Genomic DNA, 15,695 nt, shown 5'->3' with positions numbered 1-15,695 from the left:
AATACTGCAAATATAGGATCGTTTTGTTTTAACATTCTACCTTTTTTACACCTCGACTTTAAATTCTAAATCAACATCATATCCTGATTGTCCACCCTGTACACCCCAGCTTTCTTTCATGCTGTCTCTCACAACAATGAGGATGTGGTCTTTTGGAATGCCTAATTCAGCCAGGTTTTTAACGGTTTCGCTAAACAGTTTTCGTTTAGCATCTATTGAACGTCCCGAAAATGCGTCAACACTAATCAGTGTATATAATTCTGGTTGTGTTTTTGTTGGTGAAACAGCAAATCGGTGAGGTGGATGCACTAAAAGTCTGATGGTTTTATCCTCCATTGGTATTTGAAATGCGGTTACCATTGCTGAATGAACTGCATCGATGATCTTATTTCCTTCTGCTTCGTTATAGTCTTTTCTGACTTCTATTAAAATGGCTGGCATATTTAATTTTCTTATAGTATTGGTTATTTGATATTTATTTTCACAGTACAGTAAGTTCTTTATAAAAAGTAGATTACGTTTCGGTTAACAGTTGCTTTAATTCATATTCCACCTCATCATCAGCCAGATCTTTAATCTTTACAAAGTTAAGATGCTCAATAAGTTTTATGGCTTTTTCATTTTGTAGGGTCGTAACTGCCCAAATGCGTTTTAATCCGATAGTATGGAGTCCGAATTCAATTGCTGAAGACAGGGCAGAAGTCATATAACCCTGGCCGCGGTATTGGGGCAATAGCACACAACCCAGTTCTCCTTCTCCGTTGTCAAAACCGCGATAATAACCGCAGGTGCCAACAATTTTATCGGTTGATTGATCTGCAATACCCCAGTGAATTGAATTTCCATTACGGTAATCAAGGTCTATTTTAGCCTGCATTGCTATGGCCTGTTCAGGTGTTGTAGCCTGAACAGCGTCGTAGAATGAGATTTCAATAATATCATTAATGTCGGAAGACTTAATCTCTCTTAACACTATTTTGTTGCCCGAAATGATTGGAAATTTGTCGTATGGTGGAAGTCTCATTTCATTTTATTGGGATGGTTGATGTGATGTTTAGTATCCTGATTCACGATGTGCAGGGTTATTCCTTTTTTTTAAATAACCTGTCAGGATAAGTATTACTGTCGATGAGCAAATGGGTGGTCTCATTTTTATTATTCTTTTGAAACCAGATTTTTTCTCCTTTAAATTTCGTGAAAAAGCTGCCATCCACATTTGCAGATAAGTTTATTTTTTTAGCCTGCCGGGTGCTTTGTATGTATAATTTGTTTTTCGTCAGCGATACATGAATCATTTGCGTACCAAACTGATAACTTCCGGTAAGAGACTTCTTCTGGGTGCGGGTCAGCTGTATTTCCTTCTGGGGAGGTTCTTCCATATTGTAAAGCAGATAACGTACACTTCCTAATTTTTCGAAAGCATCACCTGCATTTGCGAAAATGATGATGGTTTTATTGGTATCAGGATGTCGCTCTATCCACATTTTGTAACCGGGCCATCCGCCCGAATGCATCAGGATTTTTCCAAATTCTTTCGTGTTTTTTATCATCCAGCCAAAACCGTATCCGAAAGTAGTGCCATCGTTGAGTTCAGCAGGCGAAAAGGCTTCTTCGATCATCTCCCTCGAAACAAGTTTTTCGGTGTACAGCGCCTGCTCCCACTTCAGCATGTCGGGAGCGGTGCTGCTGGTAACCCCATCGCCATAAATACCGTCCATAAAATAAACAAACGCTTTATCAACCTGCGAACTATCCGCCATGATGTACGTATCTGTTTTTTCGTCTTTTACATAGCCATACGCATAGTTTGGGATTGTTCTCTTTTCATACCGTTTCCTGTAAACCTCTGTGTGGCTCATTTCAAGTGGCAGAAAGATTTTTTCTTTCACCTGGGTTATAAAATTCTGACCGCTCACCTTTTCAATTATTTTACACAGCAGCAAATATCCTGTATTGGAATATTGCCATTGTGTGCCGGGTGAAAACTCAACTTGGGGTTTCTTCTCGGCCAACAGTGCAATTGCATCCTCATTCATCAAAATTTTAGTGCTGTCCCAATGTTTTTCTGCAAGATCAACATAATCCGGTAGGCCGGAGGTATGGTTAAGCATGTGGCGGATCGTGATGTTATGATATGGGAGATCCGGAAGAAACTTTCGCAGACTGTCACTATAACTCAGCTTCCCCTGTTTTTCAAGCATCATGATGAGCATCGCAGTAAACTGTTTACCAATAGAACAGATTTCAAAAATAGATTCGGAATTGAGCAGCTCATTTTTTTCTCTGAAAGCAAACCCGTAGCTTTTTTGAAAAATGGGTTTACCGTTTTCGGCGATCAGCACGTTGCCGGAGAATTTATTGTCCCGGTGCAGCTGGGTGAAAATATTGTCGAACTGCGTAGCACGGTCTTGCGCGGTTAACATAAATGCACCGCAAAACACACCTGTAAGCACCAGTAATGATCGAATAATATTTTTCATTGTTTGTTGTGCTAGTTATTAATGAATATGAAAATAGGAGACAGACTGCTTGCTGATGAATCCCATGCAAAGTCTTGCATACCGGATATTGCGAATAATGCACTCCAGATTCTCCAGGTTAACAGCCATTAGATTACTTCTCTTACTGCGTCGGTCGTGTTGTCAACTGGTCAGGTAATGAAACTTTTATAATTTCAATATCCTGATAATCAATTCAAATTTACTAATTGTTTTTGAATTATTTTGTACGCTGCATTTTTTAAAAGATTCATTATCAGCAAAGGGGAAGCAAGTAGATAGTAATTTCTCTACATTAAAAAATAAGCAGGTATGAAATCTTTATTTATAGAATTCAAATCCCCGGATAGTCCCCATGTCACCCATACTTTACTTATCCAGATACACGGAAATACTTTTCCTGAATACGATTAATAAGCATCCCAAAATGAGATTAAAAGCTGCGAGTACTAAGTTTAGTGTATTATTCGGATCTCTGGGAAACAGCGGGTTAAAATCACGTTTAAGATCGTAGTACAGGTAGGAGATTACGGAGGTAAGATTTTCGAGAATCAAAAATCCGCCAATGATCACCAGTGCAAGGGTTACAATGTTTTTGGAATTGAAATTGTTTACTGGAATTCTGTTGTTTTCGAAACCTTTGTCAAGTTTAAACAGGTCAATAATCCGGTCGGGGAAACGTATAAGAAAGTACAGAATTGCAATACTGAATAAGACAATAATGAGAATGTAAATTAAAGTGCCGATTTTCTGACTCAAATCAGAGTCAAATCCTAAAACTGAGATCTGAGACGGAATGACTCCGAAGATAATCTGGATAAAAAAGTATAGACCGATAATCTTAATTAAAATTCTAAAGAAATCTCTGTTTAACATTCTGTTTGTTTTAAATTGAGGCTGGAGGATAGGCAGTTATGAATTTGACTTGGGAATTTTAAAAAGCAGAACAATCACATAGATTTGCAAAACGGTTCTCCGTCTGTAATTGTTTTTGTAAAATTCCAATTCATCATTTAGGGGATAGGTTAGTGGTGCAATCAATTGACACTGACAAACTTTTCTAAAAGCGCCGGAAGCTTAGTTTCGGAATTAATCTGATCATTATTCCAGAAACTCATCACACAGCTCACGTTTTTATTTCTGATGTTTTCTGCGATATAATAAATGGTCAGCGATTTTCCACCCGACATTCCGGCTAATGCAGAGGTCAGCCCTGTGAAATCATAAACCACTTTCTTCGCTTTTGTGGGAACGCCCTCAAATTGGAGATCTACAAGTTCTTCAGAGGTAACCTTTCCTCCCTTTCTTGATTTCGTGACGTTAAGTTGATTTTCAACTGATTCTTTTGCATCCTGCAGCGTCCTGTGAATACTCCAGTTCATTTCTCCTGAATACGGACATTGAACGGTATTCAAAAAAGTCCAGTAACACCTGTTTCCCAGTTCAACACTCCTTCCTGCAAAATCAATCGAACCAATTTCCATAGAAACAAAGTTTTGATCCGGAATTTTATTGTCGATAATGGCGTTAACTAATTGCTCTTCGGTTTCCTTATCCGGTGTGCCGTTTTTGATAAACCAAACAACATTCGTTTTCTTATCCGGAGTTTCGACAAAATAATAAGTGTCCGTTTGAAAATTGTTGTCCGTAATTTTTTGCTGCTTTGTTACAGAAAGATTATTATACCTGATCCGGTTGTTTTTTAGCTTAGCATCTGATTCCTGGATCTGGTGTTTCCTGAAAATCTTTTTCAGACCTTTTTCATCAAATGCAGTATTAAAAGTTTCGCTCGTTACACTGTAACCATCAATATTATACCAAATCTTCCCGTTATTTTTTAAAGCAGAAAGTCTTTCATAAAGAGTATTCTCCTGCGAAAAGCAAACAGAAAAAATGAAAATAAATAAGAGTTGTAGTGTTTTCATTTAAAACGGTATTTGTTATCATTACGAACTAACGGCTGTATATTACTAATCTTTGTAAATATAACGAAAAGGACAATTAGCGAAAATCTTTATGATGTAAACTTCAGCCCCGCTAATAGAAATACTTTGTTACAGGCAGTCTTTTTATTCACCCCATTTGTGAAATAATTTCATTTTCGTTTTACGGTTGTTCAGAATTAAAAAGCCATTAATTTGTGTTTCAGTTGAATTCCCTGGCTTAACAGCAATCATTCCGGTTTCAAAAAGATACACAGTAGAATTTTTAAAGTCAGTCTCAAATTTATTATTTTTCCCTATTAATTCTACGGAGTAGTTTCTTTTTGAGGTGTTTAACTCACCATTTTTAACATTCATACTGTCGGCTAATTTCCAACCATTTTTCTCCGCAAACGAAATTATTGAATTTTTGTCTAATTTATAATTTTCAGATTCCCAATTTATAATAGTTGTTCCTCCGAAAGGACCATGATCAGAAAAATTATATTTTATTTTGTCTTTGTCAAATTCTGTCCAGAATTTAGCAGGAATAATTTTGGAGCAACTATTCAAGATTAATATTAAAAAAATCAAAAATTTTCGATTAAACATGTTTTTGTAAGATTGCATGTAACTGCTGTTGTGTGTAGTTTATTTTATAATTAAATTCTGAAACTTTTAGATTCCAGAGTTTTAGCGTTTGAGTTGCGATAAGATAATCATCTTTTTCTCGAATTGATAATTGGTCTGTAAATGAACGTACAAATTTTGCCCAATAATTATTTTTAGAGTCGTTAAGCAAAAAGTAAAATCCTGCATCTCCAAAATTTTTGCCTGAAGAATCTAAAATTAATTCTCTATTTTTCCCAACACTTGGTTTCATAATCACAGTTGCATTTCCTTTTGGTAAAGGAAAAATGGCTTTTATAAAAGTTTGATTTGAAGGCAATTTGCAAGTTCCATAAATACCAGAATAAATAACTTGTCCAGTATTTTCAACTTTTCTTAACCAAATGGTATATTTTAATTCGTTTGTATTTTTGTCAAATAATTGAATGATTTCACTATTCAATTTTTCTTGATTATTGTTTTGCAAAGGAATGTTAAGTTGATTAATTCTTTTGCTGAAAAGTCGATTAACAACGAAACCAAACGGTTTGAAAAACGGATTCCATTTTACATCAAACACAAGTTCATAATTTGAAGTTTTCTCGTAAAATTCGATTACTTTTTTCGATAAACTATTTATTTCATTTTTACTTAAATTCAGTTGATTAATAGATGTTAAAAGTCCTTTAGATATTGAATTTCTTTCTACTGATAAATTTTCTTTTTCAGCTAATTGATTGATAAATTCTTCTCCAATTCCATTAACTTCTCCGAATGGACCGATTAGCCAATTGTCTTCATTTGGACTAAAATTTCGACCAGTAAAGATTACCCATTGCTGTGTAAACCAATCTTGGAATTTCTGCATTGTATAAGCTAAATTCATAGTTTGGTTTTTTCGTTATTTAGATAGTTTTTCTTTCCGTTCCATATTCCGTGTTCCGAAATGGGAAGAAATCGAAGAGTTGTAAATTCAAAATGAAAATCTTTTCGAGTTCTTTCTTTCATTGCATTTGAATGACGTTTTGGATTTTCCATTTTTGAATGACCATGAACCATTTCAGACATTTCCTTTTGTGATTTCCAAATAGTAAATGTAGAAATAAGATTTGGATAACGAATTGAAGCCAAAGATAGAGTAGTACCAGAATGATCACGTACTAATTTTTCTACAGGTCTTCCCCAACGTAAAAATCTTGGAATTTCTGTGTATTTCATTCTTGCTAAAGTGACAGCAACTACGGATTGATTTTCATTGTCAATTTCTATGTGAGTTTTCGGAATATTAAAATGTGAAATAGCTCCCCATTGTCTGATAAATTTTAGTTTTAAATACCAGCTTTTTGAAAGTTGTTTGCCCAAAGAATTTGATTGTAGAAATTCTGAAAATTGATTTTCATCTTCCCATTGAGCAAAAACAACTATTGTCCTTGAAAATAATCTAGTTGGTGAATAAATAGAAGAACCCAATTCCATTGCAGACATCGTTTCTTCGTGAATTAGGCCTTTAATTTTAGTTTTGGTAATTGGGGAAAGAACATTTTTTAATGCTGAAAAAAATGATAATTTAATTAAGTGATAAGTAAATAGATTTTGATTTTCGACTTCATTCATTTTATGACGAGCGTTCTTGATAAATTACACACAACTCTCAAATATACAAAACTTCTCCCGTCGACAACCAGATTTTACTCATTCTAAATTATTTCTGGTCTTAGTGTTTGTCAATTTCAGCCGTTTTGTAATATGCCTCTCAGACTCCCAACATCGAACAGTATACGGACAGTGTATATACAACGGATATAGAATGGATATACAACGGTTAGACAAAGGATATACAAAGGATATAGAAACTTGTCATTCATTTCTTTCCTCAGGCTGCTGTTTCCTTTGAAAATCCCTGTCATACTGTGCGTTTACCTCATATTGCCTGAGAACAGCAGTTTTCCCGTAAATGGACAAAACTGCCCTTTTCTTTCCCTTAATGGAAATTTTTGGAAAAAAGCGGCATTCTTTACATTTTAGCACCAGCTTTTCCTACCTCGGAGATTTTTGCGTTAGGAGATTCTCAAAGGCAGGGTTCAAACGAAGAAAAAAATGAAGCAAAAAGTAAGTATATTAAACTCTCGCTAATTTTCCTGATAACGCTGATGATAGGATTTAATGAGTTGAATAACGACCTGGGAGATTTTTGCGTTTAAGAAAAACTACCTTTAAGCCCTCGCTGATTCACTGATTTCGCTGATTTCGCTGATTTCCCAACCCTATACTTTTGCGTCCTCGCAGTGCAACGCTTCTAAATATTGCTGAAACGACCTAGGAGATTTTTGCGTTAAGAAAAATGGAATTTCTTCGCAACCAAATCTTCAATTGGCAATACCTAAAAATCCCCATTGTCTGAGTGGCGGCAAAAAATTGTGTACACAAAAACTTGTTGACTTTCCGCCCGAGTTTAGGGAATTTTCTCGAAGAAATTGCAGTTTTTTAGCAATCCGCCCTAAGGCGGATCGCCGATTCAATTAAAAATATATAAAAGATGAGGCAAAAAGATCCAGTCTTGATTTTTTCGTTCTTTTGCATCAAGGCAAAAGAACTTAAGATAAAAAATAACGACCTTTCTCGCACTCTCCTTCGGGAATCCTAGCCGCCGCTTCCCAAAAAACACCCTTTTTGGCAACGAGTCCGCAACAACTCCGCAACAACATCACCGGAAATTCGCTTCAGTTTACAGAACCACTTCACTCCCTGAAATAGTAACTCAGTTCAAAGAAATGTTAAAGGACAGTCAAAGGAAAGGGTACTTAATGTCCCCCGGATTGGAGTTCCCGAACTGGGTCAGAACCAACAGCATTATAAAATAACTGAAGATCACCTGCAAAAACTTCCTGCATTTACACTCAATAATTTTTGCCAATAATTTTATCATCTCAATAATTTCCCTATTTTTGACCAATGGAAAATTTCGTCGTTTCTGCAAGAAAATACCGCCCCCAGGAGTTCGATACTGTCGTGGGGCAGGCCCATATTACAGATACGCTCGAACACGCCATTGAAGAAAACCAGTTAGCCCAGGCGCTCTTGTTTTGTGGTCCTAGAGGGGTGGGTAAAACCACCTGTGCGAGAATCCTGGCCCGTAAGATCAATGAACGCGACGGTTCCACTTCCGAAGACGGTTTTGCCTACAATATCTTCGAACTCGATGCCGCTTCCAACAACTCCGTGGAAGACATCCGCGAACTGACGGATCAGGTGCGTTTTGCCCCACAGGTAGGGAAGTACAAGATTTATATCATTGATGAGGTGCACATGTTGTCCTCAGCGGCGTTCAACGCTTTCCTGAAGACACTTGAAGAACCGCCTGCACACGCGATCTTTATCCTTGCGACGACAGAGAAGCACAAGATCATTCCTACCATTCTGTCCCGTTGTCAGATTTACGATTTCAAAAGAATTACGATTGAAGACATTCAGAGTCACCTGAAAAACATCGCAGCAAAGGAAAACATCACTTATGAAGACGATGCCCTTTACCTGATTGCCCAGAAAGCCGACGGCGCACTGCGCGACGCGCTTTCCATATTCGACAGACTTTCTACATTTACCCAGAAAAACATTACCCTCGCCAAAGCCGCCGAGGTACTCAATATTCTTGATTACGACCAGTATCTCAACATCGTAGATCTGGCGCATGAAAACAGGATTCCCGATGTGCTATTCGCTTTCAACGAAATTGTGAAAAAAGGTTTTGACGCGCATATCTTCATTGCAGGATTGGGCAGCCATTTCCGTGATTTGATGATGGCGCAGAATCCTCATACGTTAAACCTGATTGAAGTAGGCGACAAAACCAAAGCAAGATTCTCCGAACAGAGCAAAAAGTGGAATGCCCAGCAGCTCATTGATGCGATTGAAATCTGTAACCATGCCGACATCAATTACAAAAACTCCAAGAATCCAAGGCTAACGGTAGAAATTGCTTTAATGCAGCTTTCGTCTCTGACAGCCGCAGGAACTGAGGTTAAAAAAAAAAGTATCTGATATTAGCGCCGCTTCTTAAAACAGCAGCTCCAACCATCCAACTCCCGAAATCAGAACCCAAACCGGCCGATTCAGAAGAAATTCCCAGGGAAGCTCCCCCCGTAATCGTAAAAACCGCCGCGCCCATTGCAGCCCGTAAGGTATCCTCCAAATTCAGCATCAGCGCCGTTTTGAACAAAACTGAAGTGGAAGAGGAAAAACCGGTTACCACCGCAAAAGAAACGCTCCCAAGCAACCACTTTACAGAGACCGACTTGCAGAAGGAGTGGGAGCAGTTCCTCAAAGATCTTCAGCGCAAAGACATCATCATTTACAGCGCGATCAGTTCCTTCAGACTGCAGAAAAAAGGTGAGGATATCGTTGAGGTCACTTATCCTTCAGAATCTGCGAAAATAGAATTTGAAAAGGTGAGGGCAGACTTCTTCAACCATTTCATGCACAAGGTAAATCATTTCAATATCACCATCGAATATAAAAATGATACCAGCCTGAAGAAAGAAATCATCACCAAACGGAAGATTTTCGATAAATTTGCTGAGATTAATCCTCTTTTAAAGGATTTAGATGAGATCTTCAAATTTGATTTAAATTAAAACCAAACGGAGTCAACATCGATGTTGACCAACCAATATTCCAATGGACTTACAAAATTTAGAAAACAGCTGGCTTCAGGATTTTCCCAGCCCTTTAATGATAGCCGGCCCATGCAGCGCCGAAAGCGAATCGCAGATGCTTGAAACTGCCCGAAGAATCAAGGAATCCAACGCACCGGTTCCGGTTTTCCGAGCCGGAATCTGGAAGCCCAGAACCAAACCCAACGGCTTCGAAGGGGTAGGGGTTATCGGCCTCAACTGGCTGAAAAAAGTAAAGGAAGAATACGGCTTCAAAACCGCTACCGAAGTGGCCAACGCCCATCATGTCGCTGCCGCTTTGGAGGCTGATGTAGATATTTTATGGATTGGTGCACGCTCAACCGTAAATCCATTCACCGTTCAGGAAATAGCTGAAGCGCTGAAAGGAACCGACAAACCGGTATTGGTAAAGAATCCTGTAAACCCTGATCTTGCCTTATGGATTGGCGCCCTTGAAAGACTTTTAGGTCAGGATGTTAAAAACCTTGGAGCAATACACCGTGGTTTTTCAACCTATCAGAAAACAAAATACAGAAATATCCCGAACTGGCAGATTGCACTGGATTTTAAGAATCAGTTTCCCAATATTCCGATGTTGGTAGACCCGTCGCATATCTGCGGGAACAGAACAGGCCTTGCCGGAATCGCTCAGGAAGCATTAAACGTCGGCTATCAGGGAATGATTATCGAAACACACTGCACTCCGGACGAGGCCTGGAGCGATGCCTCGCAGCAGATTACACCGGAAGTTCTCGCTGAACTGATCAGCAATTTACAAATCAGAAACTCCGATATTTCTGCCTTTGATGATGAAATGGGGCGGCACCGTACGCTGATTTCCGATCTCGATTTCCAGCTTATTGAACTGCTTTCTCACAGAATGAAGATTTCAGAAAAAATCGGAACGCTGAAAAAGGACAATAACATTGCCATCTTCCAGCCAGACCGCTGGAGAGTAATCACCGAATACGCCAACCAGAAAGCAGATGAAACAGGAATGTCTCAGGAATTCATCGAAAAGGTTTTCAAAGCCATCCATGAGGAGTCGATTGAAATTCAGAATAATATTTAAACAATGAACGGTTTTGAATTATTGAGTGATGAGTTGTTGGATGCTTTCAGGAATGAAGTCGGCGACCGCTTGCTCGATTCAATAAATGATGCAGGCGATTCTGAAATTGACGTAAATTATTTTGATTTTTACAATGCTGTTTCCTCTGTTTTTTCTTCTAAAATTGAAGGTGAAGACATAGAACTTGACAGTTTTTTGAAACATAAATTCTTAAAAGTAGAGTTTAAACCGGACTATACTTTGAGAGCAGATGATTTGTTTGCAGCCTACGAACTGTTGAAAATAAAAGAACTGAACCTCACTAATTTCCTGGAAGCACATGCGATATTAACCCGAAATTTACTGCCGAAATCGCAGCAGGGTCTGCTGCGAAATTCTCCGATGGTAGTAATGAATTCGGAGGGTAGGATCGAGTATTCAGCTACAGATCCAGGTCTCGTAAAAAGTGAAATTGATAAGCTCTTTCATGATATCGAAATAGTGTTATCGTTGGATTTAGATGAGTTAGAGGTCTTATACTACAGCTCGCAGATCCATTTCTGGTTCGTGAAAATTCATCCTTTTTATGATGGTAACGGGCGTGCGGGGAGACTGCTGGAAAAGTGGTTTTTAGTATCCCATTTTAACGAAAAAGGTTTCGCTCTTCAGACTGAGAAGAATTACTACCAGGATCTTCCCGTCTATTATAAAAATCTTAGAAAAACAGGATTTGAGTATGAAGACACCGATTTCTCAAAATCTTTAGATTTCATGCTTATGTCAGCAAATGCAATAATCAGTAAAAACACATGAAGGGTCTTATCACCAAATCTACGGGAAGCTGGTACCAGGTTTTAGAACAGGAAACAGGAAGATTCTTTGAAGCCAGAATCCGGGGTAAATTCAAACTCATTAAAACCAGACTTACCAATCCCTTGGCGGTAGGCGACAGAGTAGAGTTCTCCCTGGAACAGGATGAGGTCGCGTGGATTACGAAGATTGAACCGAAAAAGAATTACCTGATCCGCAAGTCGGTCAACCTTTCGAAAGAGGCGCATATCATTGCTTCGAATATTGATATTGCTTGCTTTATTTATACGTTAAGATTCCCGGAAACCTCCCTTGGATTTCTGGACCGTTTCCTCGCATGCTGCGAAGCCTACAACATTAAGCCGCTCATCCTTTTTAATAAAATGGACGTTTTAAGCGATGATGACAAAGAAATTGTTCAGAATATTGAGGCGCTTTACCAGAATATTGGGTATCACACTTTAGAGATCTCATCCTATTCTAAACTCAATTTAGAACTCCTTCAGGGCATCATCAAAGATCAGGTTTCGGTATTTTTCGGGCATTCCGGAAGCGGTAAATCTACTCTGGTCAATGCGCTGCAGCCCAATCTAAATCTTAAGACTTCAGAAATCTCGGCCACACAACTCAAAGGAAAACACACCACAACCTTTGCACAGATGCACTTTTGGGATTTTGGCGGAAGCGTTATTGATACCCCGGGTGTAAGGGAATTTGCGATGATTGACGTGGAGAAGGAAGAAATACAGCATTATTTTCCCGAGATTTTCCGGGTGGGGAGAGACTGTAAATTTCACAACTGCATGCACATCAACGAACCGAAATGCGCCGTACTTAATCAGCTTGAAACCGGCGAAATAGAGGAAACGCGATACATGACGTACCTGAAACTGATGGAAGAGGCAGAAGAAAATACTGCCCAATAAAAAAACCCAGCCGAAGCTGGGTAAAAACTAATAACCATGAAAACTCAAATTAAACATGAGAATCGAAAGTAAATTTACAACTTCCGTGCCAAAATAAATTAGCCTCTCATCAAAGGAATTTTCGGTACAAATATATAAAAGTTTTTGTACTTTTGCGCCATTAAAAAACAAGAGATATGTCAGGTAAAATTACATTCACCATGATTAAACCGGATGCAGTTGCAGATGGTCACATTGGTGCTATTTTAGGTAAAATTTCCGAAGGAGGTTTTAAGATCAAAGCTTTAAAATTAACTCAGCTAACTGTTGCTGATGCTAAGAAATTCTACGAAGTTCATGCTGAGAGACCTTTTTACGGGGAATTGGTAGACTTCATGAGTTCAGGACCAATCGTTGCAGCGGTTCTTGAAAAAGACAACGCTGTAGAAGATTTCAGAACGTTAATTGGTGCTACAAACCCTGCAGAAGCTGCAGAAGGAACCATCAGAAAAATGTTTGCAAGAAGCATTGGTGAAAACGCTGTTCACGGATCCGATTCTGATGAAAACGCTTTAATCGAAGCTGCTTTCCATTTTTCAGGAAGAGAAATTTTCTAAACCTGTGAAAAATACAACTGAAAAAGTCCCGGACATTCCGGGACTTTTTTATTTTACAGACGTGATCCTTATTTAAATTTTCAAAAGTTCTATGGTGCGTTCCGGGCTTTCGGAAGAGAACACCGCATTCCCCGCAACGAGTACATCAGCACCGGCATCGAAAAGTTTTGCGGCATTTTCCAGATTTACGCCTCCGTCAACCTCAATAAGCGCAGTGGAATTGTTTGAGAGTATGAGATCCTTTGTTTCAGCGATCTTCTTGTACGTGTTTTCGATGAATTTCTGCCCGCCAAAACCGGGGTTCACACTCATCAGCAGAACCAGATCTACATCAGCAATGATGTCCTCCAGCATTAAAACGGGAGTCGCAGGATTAAGTACAACACCCGCTTTTGCGCCCTTGTCCTGAATCATACTGATCGTACGGTGGAGATGGGTACATGCTTCGTAATGCACGGACACCAGATCTGCACCCATGTTGATGAATTCTTCAATATATTTTTCCGGCTCCACAATCATCAGATGCACATCTACAAATTTCTTTGCGTATTGCTGTACGGTTTTCATCACCGGAAATCCAAAGGAGATATTGGGCACGAATCTTCCGTCCATAACGTCGATGTGAAGCCAGTCTGCCTGCGAACCGTTGAGCATCTCGATATCCCGCTGCAGATTCCCAAAATCCGCCGAGAGTAATGACGGAGCGATTAATTTTGTTTTCATTCTTACTTTTTTATTCTTTTTACTTTTTACTTTTTCCGTGGCTCTTTTCTCAGTGATATTTCAGATTCATATCGGGTTTTATTTTCAGGAGCGTTTCGTAAATCAGTTTAATGACATTGGAAACATCTTCTTTAGAAACCATTTCTACCGTGGTATGCATGTACCGTAAAGGCAATGAGATCAATGCTGAAGGAACGCCGCCGTTCGAATGGGCGAAGGCATCAGTATCGGTTCCTGTCGCACGGCTTGCCGCCGCGCGCTGGAATGGTATATCCTTAGCTTTCGCCGTTTCCACAATAAGTTCACGGATAACATGATGAACGCTTGGCGCAAAGAAAACCACCGGTCCGGCCCCGCATTTCTGGTCGCCTTCCTTTTTCTTTTCGATCATCGGGGTGGTGGTGTCGTGAGTAACATCTGTAATGATCGCGATGTTGGGTTTAATGGTGTCTGCAATCATATCAGCACCATATAAACCGACTTCCTCCTGTACAGAATTGGTAATATAAAGCCCGAACGGAAGTTGATCTTTGTTTTCATGAACCATTCTTGCCACTTCAGCGATCATATAGCCTCCGATCCGGTTGTCAAGTGCACGACAGACGAAATATTTATCGTTAAGTTCGAAAAACTCATCAGGATAAGTAATCATGCAGCCTACGAAAACGCCCAAATCTTCTACTTCCTGTTTGGTGGTCGCACCGCAGTCGATAAAGATGTTTTCAAGTTTCGGAACCGGTTCGTTGGAACTGATTCCTCTTGTATGAATGGCTGGCCAGCCGAAAACTCCTTTCACAATTCCTTTCTCACCATGAATATTCACGACCTTCGACGGTGCAATCATCTGGTCTGAGCCTCCGTTCCGGATCACGTAGATTAAACCGTCATCGGTAATATAATTAACGTACCACGAAATTTCATCGGCGTGAGCTTCAATTACAACTTTAAATTCTGCCTCAGGATTGATGATGCCATAGCAGGTTCCGTAATGATCAAACTCAATTTGGTCCACATAAGGTTTTATATATTCCATCCAGACTTTCTGTCCGTTATGTTCGTAACCTGTTGGTGAGGCAGTGTTTAAATACTGTTCTAAAAATTTTAATGATTTATTTTCTTTTTTCATGAAAAAAGGAATGAATTTTGTTATTTTAAGCTTTGATTTTATACGAAGTAAAAATAATGAATTTTAACAAACCTGTCTTATTATTTCTACTGTTTTTAGGTCTTAATGCAAATGCACAGAAGGATTCGGTGGTGATCGCAAAACCCATTAGTCAATATCCGCCGGAATTACTTAAAACAGATGAATTTGGTAATAAATATTATTACGACGAAGCACAAAAGGCAAAAATATACGAGATTGACGGTGAGAATGTGGTGGTGATGGATGAATTAATTCTCTTTAACAAACCCCGGTTCAATAATCAGCTCGATCAGAATTACTACTATTTCCTCAATAAAAAACTCAACCGCGTTTATCCTCTGTTTCTTACTGCTCTGGAGCAATATCAGGACATACAGGATGAGATGAAAAACCTGGAACGCAGCGCCCAGAAAAAATATGTCAGCGAAAGACAGAATGCATTGGCGGCGCAGTATGAAGTTCAGTTGAGAGATTTAACCACAACCGAAGGCCGTGTTTTTGCGAAATTAATGAACCGTGCAACAGGGAAAACGGTTTATGAAATCATTCGTGAACTCCGCGGTGGCTGGAGTGCGTTCTGGTGGAATGTGAAAGGCAATATTGCCGATGTGGAAATTAAGGAACCTTATGATCCGCGCCGAAACCGTACCGACGAATTTCTGGAATCGCTCCTGCAAAGCAACTGGAACGCCGGATATTTTACGCCTTACCCTGGTTATCAGAATTTTAAAATCAAAAAATAA

The 15,695-nt window shown here is 39.1% G+C and carries 18 protein-coding genes; 7 read left to right on the top strand and 11 right to left on the bottom strand.

The genetic code is table 11. The features are described from left to right. Positions 1 to 45: 45 nt before the first annotated feature. The 8 genes from KTV93_RS01110 to KTV93_RS01075 all read right to left on the bottom strand — a co-directional run bounded on the left by KTV93_RS01110 (position 46) and on the right by KTV93_RS01075 (position 6,643). Positions 46 to 441: a tautomerase family protein gene (locus KTV93_RS01110; RefSeq protein WP_218249495.1), complete on the bottom strand. Its 396-nt coding sequence runs from the start codon at positions 439 to 441 to the stop codon at positions 46 to 48. 73 nt (positions 442 to 514) lie between these two features. After that, on the bottom strand, positions 515 to 1,024 hold the full coding sequence (locus KTV93_RS01105) for a GNAT family N-acetyltransferase (RefSeq protein ID WP_218249494.1): 510 nt from the start codon (positions 1,022 to 1,024) through the stop codon (positions 515 to 517). A 58-nt stretch (positions 1,025 to 1,082) separates the two neighbouring features. Beyond that, positions 1,083 to 2,480 carry a serine hydrolase domain-containing protein gene (locus KTV93_RS01100; RefSeq protein ID WP_218249493.1) on the bottom strand — a complete coding sequence of 466 codons (1,398 nt, stop codon included), beginning with the start codon at positions 2,478 to 2,480 and terminating at the stop codon, positions 1,083 to 1,085. A 387-nt stretch (positions 2,481 to 2,867) separates the two neighbouring features. After that, positions 2,868 to 3,374, bottom strand: coding sequence for a hypothetical protein (locus tag KTV93_RS01095; protein WP_218249492.1), 507 nt, complete (start codon positions 3,372 to 3,374; stop codon positions 2,868 to 2,870). A gap of 161 nt (positions 3,375 to 3,535) precedes the next feature. Next, complete coding sequence (locus tag KTV93_RS01090) at positions 3,536 to 4,423, bottom strand: hypothetical protein (protein ID WP_218249491.1); 888 nt, start codon at positions 4,421 to 4,423, stop codon at positions 3,536 to 3,538. A 144-nt stretch (positions 4,424 to 4,567) separates the two neighbouring features. Continuing rightward, positions 4,568 to 5,032: a hypothetical protein gene (locus KTV93_RS01085; protein ID WP_218249490.1), complete on the bottom strand. Its 465-nt coding sequence runs from the start codon at positions 5,030 to 5,032 to the stop codon at positions 4,568 to 4,570. Continuing rightward, positions 5,025 to 5,915, bottom strand: coding sequence for a hypothetical protein (locus KTV93_RS01080; RefSeq protein ID WP_218249489.1), 891 nt, complete (start codon positions 5,913 to 5,915; stop codon positions 5,025 to 5,027). Before KTV93_RS01080 ends, KTV93_RS01085 begins: the two co-directional genes overlap by 8 nt. Beyond that, a complete protein-coding gene (locus KTV93_RS01075) occupies positions 5,912 to 6,643 on the bottom strand; it encodes a hypothetical protein (protein ID WP_218249488.1) in 732 nt (243 codons plus the stop codon). Before KTV93_RS01075 ends, KTV93_RS01080 begins: the two co-directional genes overlap by 4 nt. A gap of 1,338 nt (positions 6,644 to 7,981) precedes the next feature. Between KTV93_RS01075 and dnaX the strand changes: the two genes are divergently transcribed. Beyond that, entirely contained in the window at positions 7,982 to 9,067 is a 1,086-nt protein-coding gene (dnaX, locus tag KTV93_RS01070; protein WP_218249487.1) for a DNA polymerase III subunit gamma/tau, read from the top strand. Here the strand turns inward: dnaX and KTV93_RS01065 are convergent. Then, entirely contained in the window at positions 9,048 to 9,227 is a 180-nt protein-coding gene (locus tag KTV93_RS01065) for a hypothetical protein (protein WP_218249486.1), read from the bottom strand. The genes dnaX and KTV93_RS01065 overlap by 20 nt on opposite strands. A gap of 10 nt (positions 9,228 to 9,237) precedes the next feature. Between KTV93_RS01065 and KTV93_RS01060 the strand changes: the two genes are divergently transcribed. The 5 genes from KTV93_RS01060 to KTV93_RS01040 all read left to right on the top strand — a co-directional run bounded on the left by KTV93_RS01060 (position 9,238) and on the right by KTV93_RS01040 (position 13,082). Beyond that, positions 9,238 to 9,660 carry a hypothetical protein gene (locus tag KTV93_RS01060; protein ID WP_230259173.1) on the top strand — a complete coding sequence of 141 codons (423 nt, stop codon included), beginning with the start codon at positions 9,238 to 9,240 and terminating at the stop codon, positions 9,658 to 9,660. Positions 9,661 to 9,703: 43 nt separating this feature from the next. Beyond that, entirely contained in the window at positions 9,704 to 10,771 is a 1,068-nt protein-coding gene (locus KTV93_RS01055) for a chorismate mutase (protein WP_218249485.1), read from the top strand. Between the two features lie 3 nt (positions 10,772 to 10,774). Further along, positions 10,775 to 11,563, top strand: a complete 789-nt coding sequence (locus KTV93_RS01050; RefSeq protein WP_218249484.1) for a Fic family protein — start codon at positions 10,775 to 10,777, stop codon at positions 11,561 to 11,563. Beyond that, on the top strand, positions 11,560 to 12,486 hold the full coding sequence (gene rsgA / locus KTV93_RS01045; protein ID WP_218249483.1) for a ribosome small subunit-dependent GTPase A: 927 nt from the start codon (positions 11,560 to 11,562) through the stop codon (positions 12,484 to 12,486). Before KTV93_RS01050 ends, rsgA begins: the two co-directional genes overlap by 4 nt. 176 nt (positions 12,487 to 12,662) lie before the next feature. After that, positions 12,663 to 13,082 (top strand): nucleoside-diphosphate kinase, encoded by a 420-nt coding sequence (locus KTV93_RS01040; RefSeq protein ID WP_218249482.1) that lies wholly within the window; start codon positions 12,663 to 12,665, stop codon positions 13,080 to 13,082. Positions 13,083 to 13,154: 72 nt separating this feature from the next. Here the strand turns inward: KTV93_RS01040 and rpe are convergent, their stop codons facing one another. After that, a complete protein-coding gene (gene rpe / locus KTV93_RS01035) occupies positions 13,155 to 13,805 on the bottom strand; it encodes a ribulose-phosphate 3-epimerase (protein ID WP_218249481.1) in 651 nt (216 codons plus the stop codon). 49 nt (positions 13,806 to 13,854) lie between these two features. After that, complete coding sequence (locus KTV93_RS01030; protein ID WP_218249480.1) at positions 13,855 to 14,931, bottom strand: M42 family metallopeptidase; 1,077 nt, start codon at positions 14,929 to 14,931, stop codon at positions 13,855 to 13,857. Between the two features lie 56 nt (positions 14,932 to 14,987). Here KTV93_RS01030 and KTV93_RS01025 point away from each other — a divergent pair, with 56 nt between their 5' ends. Next, positions 14,988 to 15,695, top strand: a complete 708-nt coding sequence (locus KTV93_RS01025; RefSeq protein ID WP_218249479.1) for a DUF4294 domain-containing protein — start codon at positions 14,988 to 14,990, stop codon at positions 15,693 to 15,695.

It is taken from the genome of Kaistella faecalis (assembly GCF_019195395.1).
In the GTDB taxonomy this organism is placed as follows: Bacteria; Bacteroidota; Bacteroidia; order Flavobacteriales; family Weeksellaceae; genus Kaistella; species Kaistella faecalis.
Note: the sequence above shows the minus strand (reverse complement) of the source record. Positions and strands in the feature narration are given on the sequence as shown.